The following is a 14,303-nucleotide window of genomic DNA, read 5'->3' as shown; positions in this document are numbered from 1 at the left end:
CATAAACTGCGCAACGAGATGCCCTCGCATCTCGGCAACGGCTACTGGGCGCAACCCGTCGAGATAGACCGCCACTTCGAATCAATCTGCGAATCCTGCATCGAATTACACCACCATCCTGCAGCGCCAACGCGATGAGGCAGCAACCCCGGCCCTGATTTCTTCTGGCTTTGGGTAGTGGGTTCAGCGCTGGGCCCGGCACGTATACGGTCAGCCATCAAGCGGCCAAAAAGCGCAGGGCCATCGGGCTCGACCCAGCTGGAGCCGACGGCGCTAATCGGTGCCGACCGCGTTGAACTGGCGGTTTGCATTGTGGCGCCGTGGGCGCTGGCCTGCTGGTAGATCACCTGGAAGGTGTGGGCTGCCCTGTCAGGCGCCGGGTAGCGAATTCGTTGTTTATCCGGCGCAGGTAGGACGGGGCATCACGAAACGGCGCTGCCCCACCCGGAGAACCCCACCGCTGGTACCGCGGAAAGGCATGGCCGTCGGGAGCCCGCCCAGTACGCCTTCCGGTGTGCCCGCCTGCGGCGCCGCGGCAGCAGCCAGGGATGATGGCCCAGGCGTGCTGGTCGCCGGAATCGCAGCTGCCCAGCTTTGCGGCACCGAGAGTCGCCCGATCGACGCGGCGCGGCCCAGATTCGCGGCGATCGTCGCGCCCCCGGAGCTCGCCGACCGCAGTCCGGTAGCCCTTGCACCGAGTCCCGCCGCGAACGTCGAGCCACCCGTTGTTGCTGCGTGCTCGACCGCTTGCGCAGCAGGCGTCAGCATTCGAATGATCCCGGTCAACGAACTCGTGATCGAGGCGAACCCGCTGCTCAGCGTCATCGAGCCGAGCATGTAATCGAGCCAGCTGGGCGGGTTGGCGGACAGTCCCGGCACGGCAAACCCTTGCAATGCGGTGGGTACCGACGAAACCAGGCGCGCGAATGTCGTCTGGGTTTCCGTTCCAGCAGCGGCGCCGATGGCCTGTGCAACCGCCGCGGCTTGGGCGGCCAAACCAGCGGGGTTTGTGTTTTGGTGTGGCGGGCTGAACGGGGTCAATGCGGTGGCCGCCGCCGACGAGCCTGCATAGGCGTACATGGCGGCGGCATCCTGCGCCCACATTTCGGCGTAGTGGGCCTCGGTGGCCATGATCGCAGGGGTGTTCTGGCCAAGAAAGTTCGTCGCGATCAACGCCATGAGCAAACTCCGGTTGGCCGCGATAACCGATGGCGGCACCGTCATCGCGAACGCCATTTCGTAGGCCGCCGCCGCCGCGCGCGCCTGGCTGGCCGACTGCTCTGTTTGCGCCGCGGTGGCGGTCAACCACGCCACATGGGTGGTGGCGGCGGTAGCCATCGCGGTTGACGCCGGGCCCCGCCACGCCCCGCTTGTCAACTCCGACACCACCGACTGATACGAGGTGGCGGTGGATCGCAAGTCAGCGGCTAGACCCTCCCAGGCCGCGGCGGCGGCCAACAGCGGACCCGATCCGGGACCGGCGTACATCCGGCCAGAATTGATCTCTGGCGGTAATGCCCCGAAATCCATTGCTGCACTGCTCCTTTTCGCGGTCCTCTTAAGAAGCGACCGTGTTGGTGTTGGCAGCCTCGGTGGCTGCGTAGGACGCGGCGCTGGTGGTCAAGGTGGCCACGAACAGGTCGTGGATCGCCGCAGCCTGGGCGCTGACGGTCTGGTACATCGCGGCGTGCGCAGCGAACTGCGCTGCGGTCAAGGCCGATACCTCGTCGGCGGCCGCTGGAATCACACTCGTTGTCGGTGCCGCTGCGGCTGCGCTACCGGCGCTCATCGCGGCACCAATGACCCGTAAGTTGTTTGCGGCAGCCTCCAACATCGCTGGTTCGGTGGTCGTAAATGACATGCAGATCTCCCTTGGTCACAACGCCGCTCGTGGTGGCCGGATGCGCGACGCCCGAAATTTTCTTTACTGCTTCCAGCTTTGCTATCGGGCCGCTCGCATCACACAGCTACCGTGCCGCGAAGAGCCGCCGTTGTCTGTCGACTGACTGGACGCAGCTTGAGATGAATTAGTTGTCCACCGGTTGGTAGGGCCGCTGTCCCCCGGTTGGCTATCCGCGAGCGGCGCGCCGACGACTTACCGCAGCTCGGAGGTCACCTCGGCGGCCGGTTGACCTGCCTCGCTGCTGTGGGCATTCCGTCTCCTGGGCGCGAGCGCCGGCTCGAACGACCAGTTGTGGTCGCACCGTTGGGCGGCCGATCCGGTTGCTCAGACCACACCGAAGTGTCTTAGTTCCTAAGCGGTAGCTCGACCCGGACATGGACGCCTACGGGCTCATCGAGGAAGGTGAAGCTTCCGCCGGCCGCTTCCACGCGGGCCCGATGCGAGGCAAGCCCAATGTGCCCCTCTGCGAGTCGGCGCGCTAACGCTTGGCTGGTTATCCCGATACCGTCATCGGCAACGTCGAGGTGACATTTACCATTGGTGATCCCAAGTGCGACCGAGGCGCGACTAGCGTGCGCATGGCGCACCACGTTGGAAAGCAACTCGCGAACCACGCCGAACACGATCGGGTCGATTGTGGTTTGTACCGGATAGTCGATATCGGTCGTGATCGCAACGCCGGAGCGGCGCGCAGTGAAAGACGCGAGTTGTTCAACCGCGGCACCAACCCCGACCTGCTCCAGAACAGCTGGATGCAGCTCGAAGGTGGCTTCCCGAAGTCGCTCCGACGCGCTCTGGAGACAGGCCAGGGCGTGGTTGACGTGCGGGTCCTCGGGTGTCGCCGCGTCCAATTCGGCGAGTTCCTGACGGGCTGCTAGCACGTCCTGTAGCGGTCCATCATGAATTGATTCCGATATTCGGCGCTGCACCCTTTCCGCTGCGGTCATCGTGTCGGCAAGCAGCTCCTCCCGCAAAGCGCTCAGCCCCGCAACCGTATTGGCGTGCCGCTCCTCGACCCGAACGACCACTAGCGCCGTGCAGCACAGGAACCCATACAACACGAGTCCGAAAATAGTTACCGGCCAACCCATCTCACGGATCATCACCGGATCTTGAAGGCCAGCGACAACAAACCCCAGCCAGCTGCAGACCAGCACGATAACGGCTCTTCGCGACGACACATCAAGCCCCGCCAGGATCGGCAGCGCCGTCATGACCATTAGCGGCATTAGTCCGTGGGTGGACAACAACTGGAAACTCGTCAATGCCAAAACGTCAATGACGGTGAAAGCGACAGGCTGTAACCGACCGATCCGAGATTGGCGAGCTGGTGAAAACGCAAAGATAAAGGCAGATAGTGCGGCGAGGCTGTACAGCGCCAGTAGAACGGTTTGCTGTGGCCATTCGGCCCGGGGGGTTCCCACGAGCATGGCCATAACCATGAGTGCCACGACGCCGATCCGAAGCACTGAGGCAATTCGGGAAACCCGCCACTGGTACAAGTTATAGACCCGGCGCAGTTCCATGCCGCTCGCTGCCACAAGAAATACAGTATTAATGACACGACTGTGGCCAGCTGCGTTTTCACGTAAGAAGTCGTTGCACGATCGACAGCGCGGCTACGGCACCAAGCGAAAGCGCATCGCGGTGTCCGCCGGCCGCTGCCGCTGCCCATTTCTTTCGCCTGACACCGCAGCTTGTCGATAAGCTCCAGGTGCCTTCACCGCGGCGGGTCGCCGCAGGGTGAGTGCTAGCGACCGCGATGCGGCACACCCGGGGCTGAGTGCCGATGCGATGAGCTGTCGGCCTGGTCGCAGGGCCGGCCGAATTCCCCCTCGCGGAGCTTCCGGGCGCGCGGTGTGGTAGGGGACAGGCCGATGCGCAGACAGTTTGCCCCTACGACACCAGAAGGCGGCGGTCGGAATCGGCTTAAGTCCAATTAGACCTTAACAATGACCACCCGGGTCGGCACTTGGCCAACGTCGGCCGGCACCCGAATTTGCACGCCTATCTGCCATCGCGAGAAAGCGCCGCGGACTCCCGGAGTACATCTCTACGGTTTGCCCAACAAAGATTCTGGAACCATTCAAGTGGATCGGCAGGTCCGGTGCCACTGCGGTTAAATCGGATGTTGCCCAATTTTGGAGCACGTGTGGTCGAAATCTGAGAAGCTAACTGCCATGGCCGGGGCGGCGGTGACCCATAAAGTTCGGGTTGTGGTAGGCGATGATCACCCACTGTTTCGCGAGGGCGTCGTCCGGGCGCTTACGTCGAGCGGCTCGGTCGAGATAGTTGGAGAGGCCGACGACGGCGCTACCGCGTTGCAATTGATTAAGGATCACTTACCCGATGTCGCACTCCTGGATTATCGAATGCCCGGCATGGATGGTGCCCAGGTGGCAGCCGCGGTTCGGCGTTGGCAGTTGCCAACGCGCGTCATGCTTATATCGGCCCACGACGAATCGGCGATTGTGTATCAGGCATTGCAGCAGGGCGCGGCCGGGTTCTTGCCAAAAGAGTCGACGCGAACCGAAATCGTGAATGCCGTTCTCGATTGCGCCAAGGGCCGCGACGTGGTTTCAAGCGCGCTTGTCGAAGGTCTTGCCGGGGAAATCCGCCGTCGCGCGGAACCACCGGCGCCGGTACTTAGCCCCCGCGAGCGTGAGGTGCTTAACCGCATTGCCCGCGGTCAGAGCATCCCCGCGATCGCCAGCGAATTGTATGTGGCGCCTTCGACAGTCAAGACTCATGTGCAAAGGCTGTACGAGAAGCTCGGTGTCAGCGACCGGGCCGCGGCGGTCGCTGAGGCCATGCGGCAACGACTGCTGGACTAGCGGAGTCGTGGAATCTGATCGTGTCGAATGCTGGCCCGTCTCCTCTAGGCCACGCTCGCGCTGTCGATCCGCGTAATCGGATGGCTGGCCCGGCCACGTCGGCAATGTCATGCGCGTCAAGGTTCTGCCGGGGGTATCCATCGGCTGACCACGAACTCGCGCCAGTACCAGCGCCAGGTATTCGCACACGATCGTCGGAAGAAATGAACACATCGGCGAATCCAAACAGGATGCGGACGGCCATGAGTATGTCGCCAATGTCAGCGCCGTCCGGCGGCAGAGTATCAACCATGGCGAGCATGGCTGTGACCCGACTTGGGCCAAATTAGTGCGCACCGTCGGTGCGGATCTTGGCGAGTGCTTCGGCGAGGTCGTCGGGTAGGGCGTCGGCGGCGGTGAGGATTTGTCGTCCGGCGCGAATCTGCACGGTGCGGTAGCGGCGTGCGGTGCGGACGAATTTCTTGATGCTCCAGCCGGTTTGGCGTTCGATCCAGTGCGATACAGCCATGGCGGCGAACACGACGCTGAGGTGCGCCTCGATCGAGTCGCGAGTGCGGTGGTAGATCGGGCGAGCTTGAAGGTCATGCTTGGACATTCGGAAGGCCTTCTCGATGCGCCACAGCTGGTGGTAGGCGTCGATGACGAACTGCGCGGGTTGTTCGACCAAGTTGGTGGTGTAGCCCTTCCAGCCGGCCAGCGCACGGGTCTTGGCCTCCAAGGCGCGGTTGACCGATTTGGTCGCACCGCTGAGTTGGATGTAGCGGTTGCGCTTGACCGGGGCATGCCCATCCACGGCGCGCTGGGCCTTGGCGATCTGCTCGTCGATGCCGCGCAGGGTGCGCCGGGCCCGGTCATGTCGGTACTGGTAGTAGATGACCCGATCCGGGATACCGCGCGCTTTCTCCGCTGAGGTGGCCGGCCACGGCTGGGTTAACACCAACCCGTCCGGGATGACCTCGTCCGGGTGCTTAGCGCGCCATTCGGCGATCACGTTGGGCAGCAATGAGATCCGGGTTCCCAGAATGAACGACAACCCCGCGGCCTGCAGGGCGACCTGGTTGGCTTCAGAGATCATCCCGGCATCAGCGACCACGGTGACCTCGCTCAAGCGGTGGGCGGTCTTGAACGCGTTGATCACCGGCAACATGGTCGCGGTCTCGGCCTTGTTGCCCTCGAAGGCAGCCACTGTCAGCGGGAACCCAGTCGCATCGGTCAACAAACCCAGGGTGATCTGTGGATCGAGTCGACGTTCCTTGGAAAACCCGGGCTCGCGAAACCCATCAACGGCATCGGTTTCAAAGTGCAGGGTGCTCACGTCGTAAAGCACCAGGCTGGCCGGACCCAACGCAGCGTGCGCTGCACATGCAGCCGAAAGTGCCTGCCGGAATTCGGGTTTGGCGAAAATCGGCAGCCGCCGCTTCACCGTCCGATAGGCCGGCGAATCCACCCCGGTCTCCGAAAGCACCCGCAGCGCATCGACCTTGCTGGTCGGTTCGATGATTCGGGCGCCCACCAGGTCCCGAAACACCTCATCTCCATCGGTGGCGGCATCAAAGCCCAGCACCCGATAGGCATGACACAACGCCTCCCACAGGTGCTCAGAACAGGAGCCCACGATCTCCAGCGGCCGGCCACCGCCGGCAGCGGCCTGCTCGAGTCCCAAGTCCAGGCTCTGCTGACCGGCAGCCACGCGCTGAGCCGCAGCCGCCTTGAGCGCCTCCAGCTGGGCCTCACTGTGCGCCGAGCCGAGGTGCTCAATCTGGCGCGATCCCCGCCGCGAAGACCACACGATCTGCACCGCGGTTGCTCCCGAGGCCGTCTTCACCGTGCGCACATACGCCACCAGCGCACACTAAAGAACTTCAATTAGTGCAGACCTTCCGACCCGCCGCGACCGAAAACCCCAGCTCAGCGACTCGCAACCACCCCGATCCTCCAAAAGTGGCCCAAGTCAGGACAGGATGCGGACGGCCATGAGTATGTCGCCAATGTCAGCGCCGTCCGGCGGCAGAGTATCAACCATGGCGAGCATGGCTGTAAGCACAAAAATTGTCCCAAAATTGCGCGAAATGCCCACACCAGCGTCCGCGAATAGCCAATTAAGTCCGAAGCCCAATTTGTCAGACCGCCACAAGCCAGCTTTATGGCCGGAAGCATATCGGTAAATCGCACCACAACGATGCACCGGCAGGCAGGGTAGCTTTCGCCTGGTAACCGAAACTCCACTGATCCGCGCCGCAGACCGTTAGCGCATCTGCGTAGCCATTGAAGGCCGGAATGACGCGAGCGATGGCGCCGCCAGCTCGTGCGGACCTGGGTACCGCGCGGTGGTCACCAGAACGATCTGCGGCGGAAAGTGTCTTCGGTCGGCGCATCGACATGCCGTTGGGCCCAAAGATTCGGCGACGCCAAACGCGACAGCGACCGTCGCAGGGAAGCCTTGGATGGCCGCCACGCTGAAGGGGTGCCTTGACCAGCGGCCGACAGGAGGTGAATGAAGAGCACGGCGATCGCGTCGCGATGAGCCGAGCAGAAAGCTTGCCTCGTTCGATTGGTGGACACGAAATTCCCCCCCACAGTAGTCGATCAGCTGACAGACAGCGTTGAACCGCTACGACACAGTGTGATCCGAATACCACTAGACAAGGTGAAAGTCCATCCAGGCAGGAAAGGGTTTGTTCGTGAACGGCTTGAGCGGCTCGGCTGTGACTGCGGCTGAGGCAGTCGGTTTCGTCAATGGCATGACCACGATCTCCGCCACCGCAGCTATTGAATATCCGTTGATCGACACGGAGACGTTCCATATCGATGGACGCGATAGCGCCGTCGAGAAGGCCGTGCAGCAGCTTCTCGAGGCGCTTGGGATGAATGAGGGGGAGCACACCGCCAAGACGCCGGAGCGCGTGGCGCGTGCGTGGAGAGAAATGTTGTGGGGTTATGGCGAGGTTCCGGAAGACCATCTTGACACCGACTTCCCGGCACCAGCCGATCCCGGGCTCGTGGTCATGCATGGCATCTCATTCGCGTCGACATGCGCCCACCACCTGTTGCCGTTCTCGGGCCGCGCCACTGTCGCTTACCGTCCCAGTCCGGGGCAGCGGGTGGTGGGGATATCGAAGCTGGCTCGGCTGTTTCACGGCTACGCTGCCCGTCTTCAAATTCAGGAGCGCATCGGCCACCAGGTGGCCGCCGGGATCATGCGCAAGCTCAACCCCTCCGGTGCAATGTGCCTCATCACGGCGCGACACGACTGTATGAGGCTGCGCGGCGTGTGCGAACCACACGCCGAAACGACAACAGAGGCCAGAAACGGGTCGTGGATGGACCACGACATAACCCTCGTACATCGTCTGCACCTGGCGAGCCCGTGATGAATAGGGGTTTGCGGGCCTTGCATTGTCAGCATGGTATCGACCGGAAGGCATGAGATGAGCACAACCACGGTTCGGGTTCGACACGAGTTCTCCGCCGGCCACCGCATCCTCGGGCTGACCGGCGCAGGCGAGAAGTGCCGAAATATTCACGGCCATAACTTCACCTGCTGGTGGATGTTCGACCAGCGTCCGGGATGGCCGTTGGCGGTTGAATTCGGCTCTGTCAAAGCCGAACTCAAAGAGATGATCGACCGGCTGCTAGACCATGCCTTCATCGTGCACAAAGATGACGAATTCGTCGGCTACCTGGTCACGCACGGGCTCAAGAGATACCTGCTCAGTGATAGGCCCACAACTGAGGCAATCGCGGCCGAGATTGCACGGTTGACCGAGGCGCAGTTTCCGGCCCTCGATCTGCTTTACGTACAGCTGACAGAGGGTTCGAATAATGAGGCGGTGTGGATGCGCGGCGGACCGCCAGCGGCTACCTATCCGCCCGGCAGCGCTGTGCTCGACGGGGATCACGCGAAGCGCGTCAGAGCGGTCATTTGAATTCTCGGTGCCGCTTGACCCGTCACTGTCGACCAGCTCGGGCAGTAGTTGTTGACGAGGTCGAAACCTGTTCGGGTTCGCCGACGGTGGCTTGCGCTGGATGTCGCCCCGCCGCAGATGGGTCACCGTGCTGCCGCACCGGCAGTCCCGGTGACTCCGACGTGGCGTGGCTAGGCCGAAGTTCCCCCTGGTGTGGAGCGGTTTAGTGGGTTGAGCTGGGGTTTTGTGTTGGTGTGCTGACTACGCGAGTCCGTGGCGGTGTGAGACGCCGAGTAGTTCGAAGGCTCGCCGCTGTAGTGGGGTGGGGTTGGTGATCTTGGTGAATGCCGGCAGGTCGTCGGTGGGCTGGATGTGGTTGGCGCAGATGGTGGCCAGGTCGGCGAGCAGGCTGGTGAAGCTGTGCACCGGGTAGTCGTTTTCGGTGCGTTTGCGCGCTGCCTTGGCCAGCGCTTGATCGGAGCGTTGGGCGGGAGCGACGGGGTCGGCACGTTTGGCGGCGGCGGCGGGTTTGTCGTTGTCCTGGAAAAGGATTGGTGCGAGGGCTTGTTTCATGTGCCAGCTGATGTAGTAGGACAGCATCCGTAGGAGCATGTGCGCGCGCACCCGATCGGCGAGGCGGTGCCGGATGGGTCGCACGTCCAGTTCGGTGTTGAGGGTGCGGAAGAACCGTTCGACGTCGGCGAGGTCCTTGTAGCGCAGCACGACCTCGTCGCGCTGCAGTGTCTGGTCGGGCAGGCTGGTGCGGAGCACGTAGATGCCGTCGAGGGCGGCCTCGGCGGCGATGGCGTCCTGGTTGCGGGAGAAACTGAACGCTTCGTCGGTGATTTGCAGGTCAAAATGCTTGGCCATCTTGAACTTGTTGCGCACCTTGCCCACCCGCAGCGCGATCTTGTCCCGCCCGCGTAGTGGTCGTTTGGCGCGGCGGGTGGCCTCGGCGATGGTCTGTAGTTCGTGTTCGGTGGCCGCCAGCAGCTCGCCGCGTTTGCGGGCACGCTCATCAGCCAGGGCGGGGTTGTGGCAGCACACCAGCCGCTCGCCGGGGTAGTCGGGGTGGGTGATCTCGAACAGGTTCTGCTCGTCGAACAGCGACAGCTGCAGCGCCCCGTCGTCGACCAATGCCTTGATCTGCGGGGCGCGCAGCGCGCTGATCCAATCCAACTGCGCCGGGTGCAGCTCGTCGCGGATGCGCGCGCTGGTGAGCATGCCCCGATCCCCCACCAGGGCGATGGTGGTCAGCCCGAACCGGGTCTTGAGCTTGGTGATCTGGGCGCCCAGGGTTTTCGGGTCGGCGGTGTTGCCGTCGAACACCTCAATGGCGATCGGCACCCCGGCTGGTGAGCACAGCAGCCCGTAGACGATCTGCAACCGGCCTTTGACCCCGTCGCGGGCATGCCCGATTTTCCCTAACGGGCAGGTGTGGCCCTCGAACGCCGCCGAGGACACGTCATAGAGCACCAGGGTTCCGTTGGCCAGATGCCGTGCGGCCAACGAGTTTTCGATGGCATCCTGGCGCTCGACCACCCAGTCCATCGCGTCATACAGGTCATCCTCATCGGCACCCGCCACGCCCAGCACCGCACCCAGGGTGCTGGTGGCGGTCTCGATGCGCAGCCCGCGCGCCATCGCCAGCTTGGAGCCCGGCTCGATCACCGACGCGGCCAGCATGGCGCACACCAAGTCCCGGTTACGCGACGGGGCGGGGTCGATCAGCTCGGCCATGCCCAGCTTGGCGGCGGTGCCCAACACCGCGGCCACATGCCCGTGCGGCAGGCTGCGGGTGATGTCAAACGCCCCGGCCAGATCGCCCGTCCCCGGCAGGCCCTTGAGCGCGCGCTGCAGTTTGTCCACCTTGTGCTCGGGCCAGCGCGACAGGTTGGCCAGCGTGCGGGTTTTCACCTTGCCGTTCTCGCGGTAACTTTCGCGCAACAGCACCGCCGGCGGTGATCCACGGTTGGGCACCCGCGTCACGTACATGATTACTTTCTAGCACAACAGCAGTACGAGAGTAGCGAATTTAGAAAATGACACGCCGAACAAGTCTTGCGAATACATGATTACGCCTTGCCGGCACATGAACACTGAAACACCTGCTCACAAAGCAGAAAGGAAATCAGCCCCCTCTCAGAAGGGGGGAACTTCGGGCTAGGCTGTTTCCAGGCCCGACAAGTACTCCTCGTTGTGCTGGCCGGGAGCCGGCGGCGGGTCGGTGGCAATCGCGGTGAAGCTGGAGTAGCGCGCCGGGGTGCGGACCACCGTGATCGCGTCGTCGCCGGTTCCGACCTGCAGTGCCAGTTGATTCTCCGCAAAGAGCGGGGTGTCCACGACCTGCTTCCACGTGTGCACAAGACACGCCATTAATCCCCTGCACTGCAATAGTTCTACCCACTCAGCCGCTGTCTTGGTGGTCAAAGTGGATTCCAATTCGTCGGTCAATTCGGCGAAGTTGATCGACCGAGAGCGTTGGTCGAGGAACCTTTGGTCGTGCAGCAGATCGGGTCGGCCGATGGTTTCGCACAGCAGTTTCCAATGCTTGGGGGTGTAGGCACTGATGACGACGTACCCGTCTGCGGCACGGAACGCATCCGATGGCTGGCTGGCAAAACCAACGGTTTTGCGGCGCTTCGTTTTTGGTTCCACATTGGGTATTGGGTCGCTGCGCCGGTTTAGGTGCATGGTGAGCTGGTTTGCTTGCAATCCGACTGCCACGTCGTACATTGCGACACTGACGACGTCGGCGACGCCGTGTCGCTCTCGATTGAGCAGAGCGGCGAGCACCGCCTGGGCCAGCACATGACCGCTGGCGTTGTCGACGAGTTGGAACGGGATGAGCTGAGGCTTGCCTTCCGGTGTGCGCATCCCCGAGGTCATGCCGGCTTCCGCCTGAATCATCAGGTCGATGCCCGGCCGGTCGCCATGGGGACCGTTGCCGCCGTACGCCGATAATCGCGCATAGATGAGTTTCGGATTGCGCGAACGCAATTCGTTGGGACCCAGCCCCATTCTTTCCATGACACCAGGGCGAAAGGCCTCAAGCACGACATCGACGCTGTCGGCGAGCCGAAGTATCTGCCGTTTGGCTTCATCGGAAGTCAGGTCGACGGCCACCGATTTCTTGCCGCGGTTGTTGGGCAGGAAATAGGTGGGCAGCGGTGGCCGGCCGGGAAGAACCGCGGTGATCTGGCGGGCGGCGTCCCCGCCGGGCGCTTCCACCTTGATGACTTCAGCGCCAAGATCGGCCAGCACCTGTCCGGCCAGCGGGCCGGCCACATTCTGGGTGAAATCGAGTACCCGAAACCCGTCCAGGGGCTTGGGACCCTCGCCGTCGGGCATTAGTTGCTGCTCCGGAGCGCGGTGCAATAGTAGTTTTCGGTTTCGCTGTTGATGCGCGGCGGGACCGGTAATCCGTTGTCGGCCAATAATTGACTCGACCTCGTGCGGACGGTCCGCCAGCCGCGCTGGTCGAGGTATTCCGCGACATCACGGCGATCGCCGGGATACCACAGGTCGTCGATGTGGGCATCCAGGCCGTGCTCGTACCATTTCTGGGCGGCGGTGTGCATGACATCCAGCGATTCCGGCGAGTTCAGGAAGATCTCTGCCACCAGTCTGCTGCCGTCCGCGCTGAGCGTGGTGATGTTGTCCAGCAAGCGATCCTGCGCTTCCGCCGGGAGGAATGCCAGCAGCCCCTCAGCGACCCACGCGGTCGGCGTCCCGGTTTCGAACCCTGCTTGCCGCAGCGCCGCCGGCCAGTCGTGTCGTAGATCGATCGGCACGGCCCGAAGCTCGACCGTCGGCTCGGCGCCCAGCGCGGCGAGAGTGGTCGCCTTGAAATCGAGCACTTGTGGTTGATCGATCTCAAAAACTGTCGTTCCCGCGGGCCAGGCCAGTCGGTAGCCGCGGGCGTCCAAGCCGGAGGCCAGGATGACGACCTGACGGATGCCGGCTGCCACCGCGTCGGCGCAGAAGGTGTCGATAAACCGGGTTCGTGCCGCCATCAGGTCGGTCATCGGCTGCATGCCCCACGGGTGGCCCGGGATATCGACGTCGGCAGAATGCAATTTGCCGGCGGCCCAGCGAGTGAAAAAGTCGATGCCGACGGCCCGCACCAGCGGTTCGGCGAATGGATCATCGATGAGCCCGGCTCTGGTGGCGCGGGCTCGGCCCGCGGCCACCATGGTCGCGGTGGCCCCCACGCTAGTTGCCAGATCCCAGGTATCGTTGTCGGTACGCGCCATGCTGGCCAGGGTAACGATGCCGGTAGCAACCGGGTTTGGCGCCTGGTCTCTAGCGCTGATTCTCCTGCTGCCCGGCCATGATTCGTCGCAGCAGTCAGCGGTTCGCCGCTCGATGAAGTCGGCGATCATCGTGCCCCGATCGGCGCAGCAGCCGTCCCTGTGCCGCACAGATGGTCGCTACCAGGCCCGCAATCAACTGCTATGGCATCGCTAGTTGCCCAAGGGAGATGTGCGACTCCTCACACGGCCACGGGGTCGGCCCTTTCCAGAGAAACTCGCCAAATTGCACTGGCGCGCAAAGGTGCTCCACTTCTTGCTTCTCGGGTCAGCACGGGTCGGTTTACCGCCCCTGGGGAAGCCGAGATGTCCTGGGAGCTTTTTCTTACGTTTCAGGGCGCTTTCCGGAAGTGGTCACGAAAGGCGCGGACGGCCCTCGTTTTTCCAGCCTTGCCTGGTTTCTTGTATTGCGCCATTCTCCGCTCCCCGCAGAGCCGAATGAAGCAGCCCCGCAAGACAGCTTGGTAAAAGCGTAGGCATTGCGGATGCCGCTGCAGGTGACTTTTCGCCGAACTGGCCGACCTTTGAGGGCGCCGGCCAGGCGTTGCCCGGGGCAACGCATGCCGGTTCGCCCCAGGCGCCGAATACGGAGTAGCGAGCCGGTTAGCACTGACGGCGAAACAGCGCGGGTGCGGCCTCGAGCGCGCCGGCCGAGAGCATCCGCAAGCCGACCTTTACCATCGCCTGGTGACCACGCCTCGTCCCGCAGAGCTCGCCGCCCCGACGCCGCTCGCCCGGAATGCGGCCTGGCACCGGGCCGCGGCGTGGGCGCGCAGGCTGGCCTGGGTCAGCCTGATGGCCATGCTCGCGGAGGGTGCGGTCGGGCTATGGCAAGGCCTGACGGTCAAGTCGATCGCGTTGACCGGATGGGCGCTAGGAAGTGCGCCCGAAGCCTTGGCGAGCGCGATGGTGATCTGGCGATTCAGCGGTCGGCGCACCTTGTCCGAATCCGCTGAGCGGCGCGCTCAGCGGGGGGTGGCGGTGTCGTTTTGGCTGACCGCCCCTTACATCGCCGCCGAATCCGTCCAGGAGCTGCTTGAGCGGCATCACGCCGAGCCGTCGGCAATCGGTATCGCACTGACGGCCGTTGCGGTGGTGTTGATGCCGATCCTGGGCCAGATCAAACAGCATCTCGGCGCGATGCTCGGTTCTGCGGCCACCTCCGGCGAAGGCATCCAGAACCACTTGTGCGGCGCGCAGGCGGCCGCGGTGTTGGTGGGCCTTGTGGTCACCGCCGGCTGGTCCGGCGGCTGGTGGCTGGATCCCACGATCGGACTGGTGATTGCAGCGGCCGCGGTGTGGCAGGGTGTCCGCGCTTGGCGCGGCGACGACTGCGGGTGCTGAATAC

11 protein-coding genes are annotated in these 14,303 nt (G+C 63.5%); 4 read left to right on the top strand and 7 right to left on the bottom strand.

Annotation, left to right across the window (positions count from 1 at the left end; genetic code table 11):
- Positions 1-396: 396 nt before the first annotated feature.
- The 3 genes from MHEC_RS18620 to MHEC_RS18610 all read right to left on the bottom strand — a co-directional run bounded on the left by MHEC_RS18620 (position 397) and on the right by MHEC_RS18610 (position 3,429).
- Positions 397-1,530: a PPE family protein gene (locus MHEC_RS18620; protein ID WP_048891889.1), complete on the bottom strand. Its 1,134-nt coding sequence runs from the start codon at positions 1,528-1,530 to the stop codon at positions 397-399.
- A 28-nt stretch (positions 1,531-1,558) separates the two neighbouring features.
- Positions 1,559-1,861 carry a PE family protein gene (locus tag MHEC_RS18615; RefSeq protein ID WP_048891890.1) on the bottom strand — a complete coding sequence of 101 codons (303 nt, stop codon included), beginning with the start codon at positions 1,859-1,861 and terminating at the stop codon, positions 1,559-1,561.
- A 386-nt stretch (positions 1,862-2,247) separates the two neighbouring features.
- Positions 2,248-3,429, bottom strand: a complete 1,182-nt coding sequence (locus MHEC_RS18610; protein ID WP_048891891.1) for a sensor histidine kinase — start codon at positions 3,427-3,429, stop codon at positions 2,248-2,250.
- A 654-nt stretch (positions 3,430-4,083) separates the two neighbouring features.
- Here MHEC_RS18610 and MHEC_RS18605 point away from each other — a divergent pair.
- Positions 4,084-4,737, top strand: coding sequence for a response regulator (locus MHEC_RS18605; protein ID WP_048891892.1), 654 nt, complete (start codon positions 4,084-4,086; stop codon positions 4,735-4,737).
- A gap of 325 nt (positions 4,738-5,062) precedes the next feature.
- Here the strand turns inward: MHEC_RS18605 and MHEC_RS18600 are convergent, their stop codons facing one another.
- The gene (locus MHEC_RS18600) at positions 5,063-6,580 is read right to left on the bottom strand and encodes an IS1634 family transposase (RefSeq protein WP_048893889.1); all 1,518 of its coding nucleotides are present in this window, start codon (positions 6,578-6,580) and stop codon (positions 5,063-5,065) included.
- Positions 6,581-7,418: 838 nt separating this feature from the next.
- On the opposite strand from MHEC_RS18600, the gene folE reads away from it, so the two are divergent.
- Together folE and MHEC_RS18590 are read left to right on the top strand one after the other, a co-directional pair.
- Positions 7,419-8,108 (top strand): GTP cyclohydrolase I, encoded by a 690-nt coding sequence (folE, locus tag MHEC_RS18595; RefSeq protein WP_235435023.1) that lies wholly within the window; start codon positions 7,419-7,421, stop codon positions 8,106-8,108.
- A gap of 57 nt (positions 8,109-8,165) precedes the next feature.
- Positions 8,166-8,663: a 6-pyruvoyl trahydropterin synthase family protein gene (locus tag MHEC_RS18590; protein ID WP_048893867.1), complete on the top strand. Its 498-nt coding sequence runs from the start codon at positions 8,166-8,168 to the stop codon at positions 8,661-8,663.
- Positions 8,664-8,903: 240 nt separating this feature from the next.
- On the opposite strand, the gene MHEC_RS18585 is transcribed toward MHEC_RS18590, so the two are convergent.
- From MHEC_RS18585 to MHEC_RS18575, 3 genes are all read right to left on the bottom strand, one after another.
- A complete protein-coding gene (locus MHEC_RS18585) occupies positions 8,904-10,637 on the bottom strand; it encodes an IS1634 family transposase (protein WP_071700660.1) in 1,734 nt (577 codons plus the stop codon).
- 168 nt (positions 10,638-10,805) lie between these two features.
- Positions 10,806-11,993 carry a CoA transferase gene (locus MHEC_RS18580; protein ID WP_048892932.1) on the bottom strand — a complete coding sequence of 396 codons (1,188 nt, stop codon included), beginning with the start codon at positions 11,991-11,993 and terminating at the stop codon, positions 10,806-10,808.
- Positions 11,993-12,898 (bottom strand): class I SAM-dependent methyltransferase, encoded by a 906-nt coding sequence (locus MHEC_RS18575; protein ID WP_048892939.1) that lies wholly within the window; start codon positions 12,896-12,898, stop codon positions 11,993-11,995. Before MHEC_RS18575 ends, MHEC_RS18580 begins: the two co-directional genes overlap by 1 nt.
- Before the next feature lie 744 nt (positions 12,899-13,642).
- On the opposite strand from MHEC_RS18575, the gene MHEC_RS18570 reads away from it, so the two are divergent.
- On the top strand, positions 13,643-14,299 hold the full coding sequence (locus MHEC_RS18570) for a cation transporter (RefSeq protein WP_048892931.1): 657 nt from the start codon (positions 13,643-13,645) through the stop codon (positions 14,297-14,299).
- The last annotated feature ends 4 nt before the right edge of the window (positions 14,300-14,303 follow it).

The sequence above is a fragment of the Mycobacterium heckeshornense genome, assembly GCF_016592155.1.
Lineage (GTDB): Bacteria > Actinomycetota > Actinomycetes > Mycobacteriales > Mycobacteriaceae > Mycobacterium > Mycobacterium heckeshornense.
Note: the sequence above shows the minus strand (reverse complement) of the source record. Positions and strands in the feature narration are given on the sequence as shown.

What these genes read in the sequence shown, in the direction of transcription:
- MHEC_RS18585 (WP_071700660.1), bottom strand. Translation starts at nt 10,637, where the DNA reads ATGTACGTGACGCGGGTGCCCAACCGTGGATCACCGCCGGCGGTGCTG.
- MHEC_RS18615 (WP_048891890.1), bottom strand. Translation starts at nt 1,861, where the DNA reads ATGTCATTTACGACCACCGAACCAGCGATGTTGGAGGCTGCCGCAAAC.
- MHEC_RS18575 (WP_048892939.1), bottom strand. Translation starts at nt 12,898, where the DNA reads ATGGCGCGTACCGACAACGATACCTGGGATCTGGCAACTAGCGTGGGG.
- MHEC_RS18610 (WP_048891891.1), bottom strand. Translation starts at nt 3,429, where the DNA reads ATGGAACTGCGCCGGGTCTATAACTTGTACCAGTGGCGGGTTTCCCGA.
- MHEC_RS18590 (WP_048893867.1), top strand. Translation starts at nt 8,166, where the DNA reads ATGAGCACAACCACGGTTCGGGTTCGACACGAGTTCTCCGCCGGCCAC.
- MHEC_RS18580 (WP_048892932.1), bottom strand. Translation starts at nt 11,993, where the DNA reads ATGCCCGACGGCGAGGGTCCCAAGCCCCTGGACGGGTTTCGGGTACTC.
- MHEC_RS18620 (WP_048891889.1), bottom strand. Translation starts at nt 1,530, where the DNA reads ATGGATTTCGGGGCATTACCGCCAGAGATCAATTCTGGCCGGATGTAC.
- MHEC_RS18605 (WP_048891892.1), top strand. Translation starts at nt 4,084, where the DNA reads ATGGCCGGGGCGGCGGTGACCCATAAAGTTCGGGTTGTGGTAGGCGAT.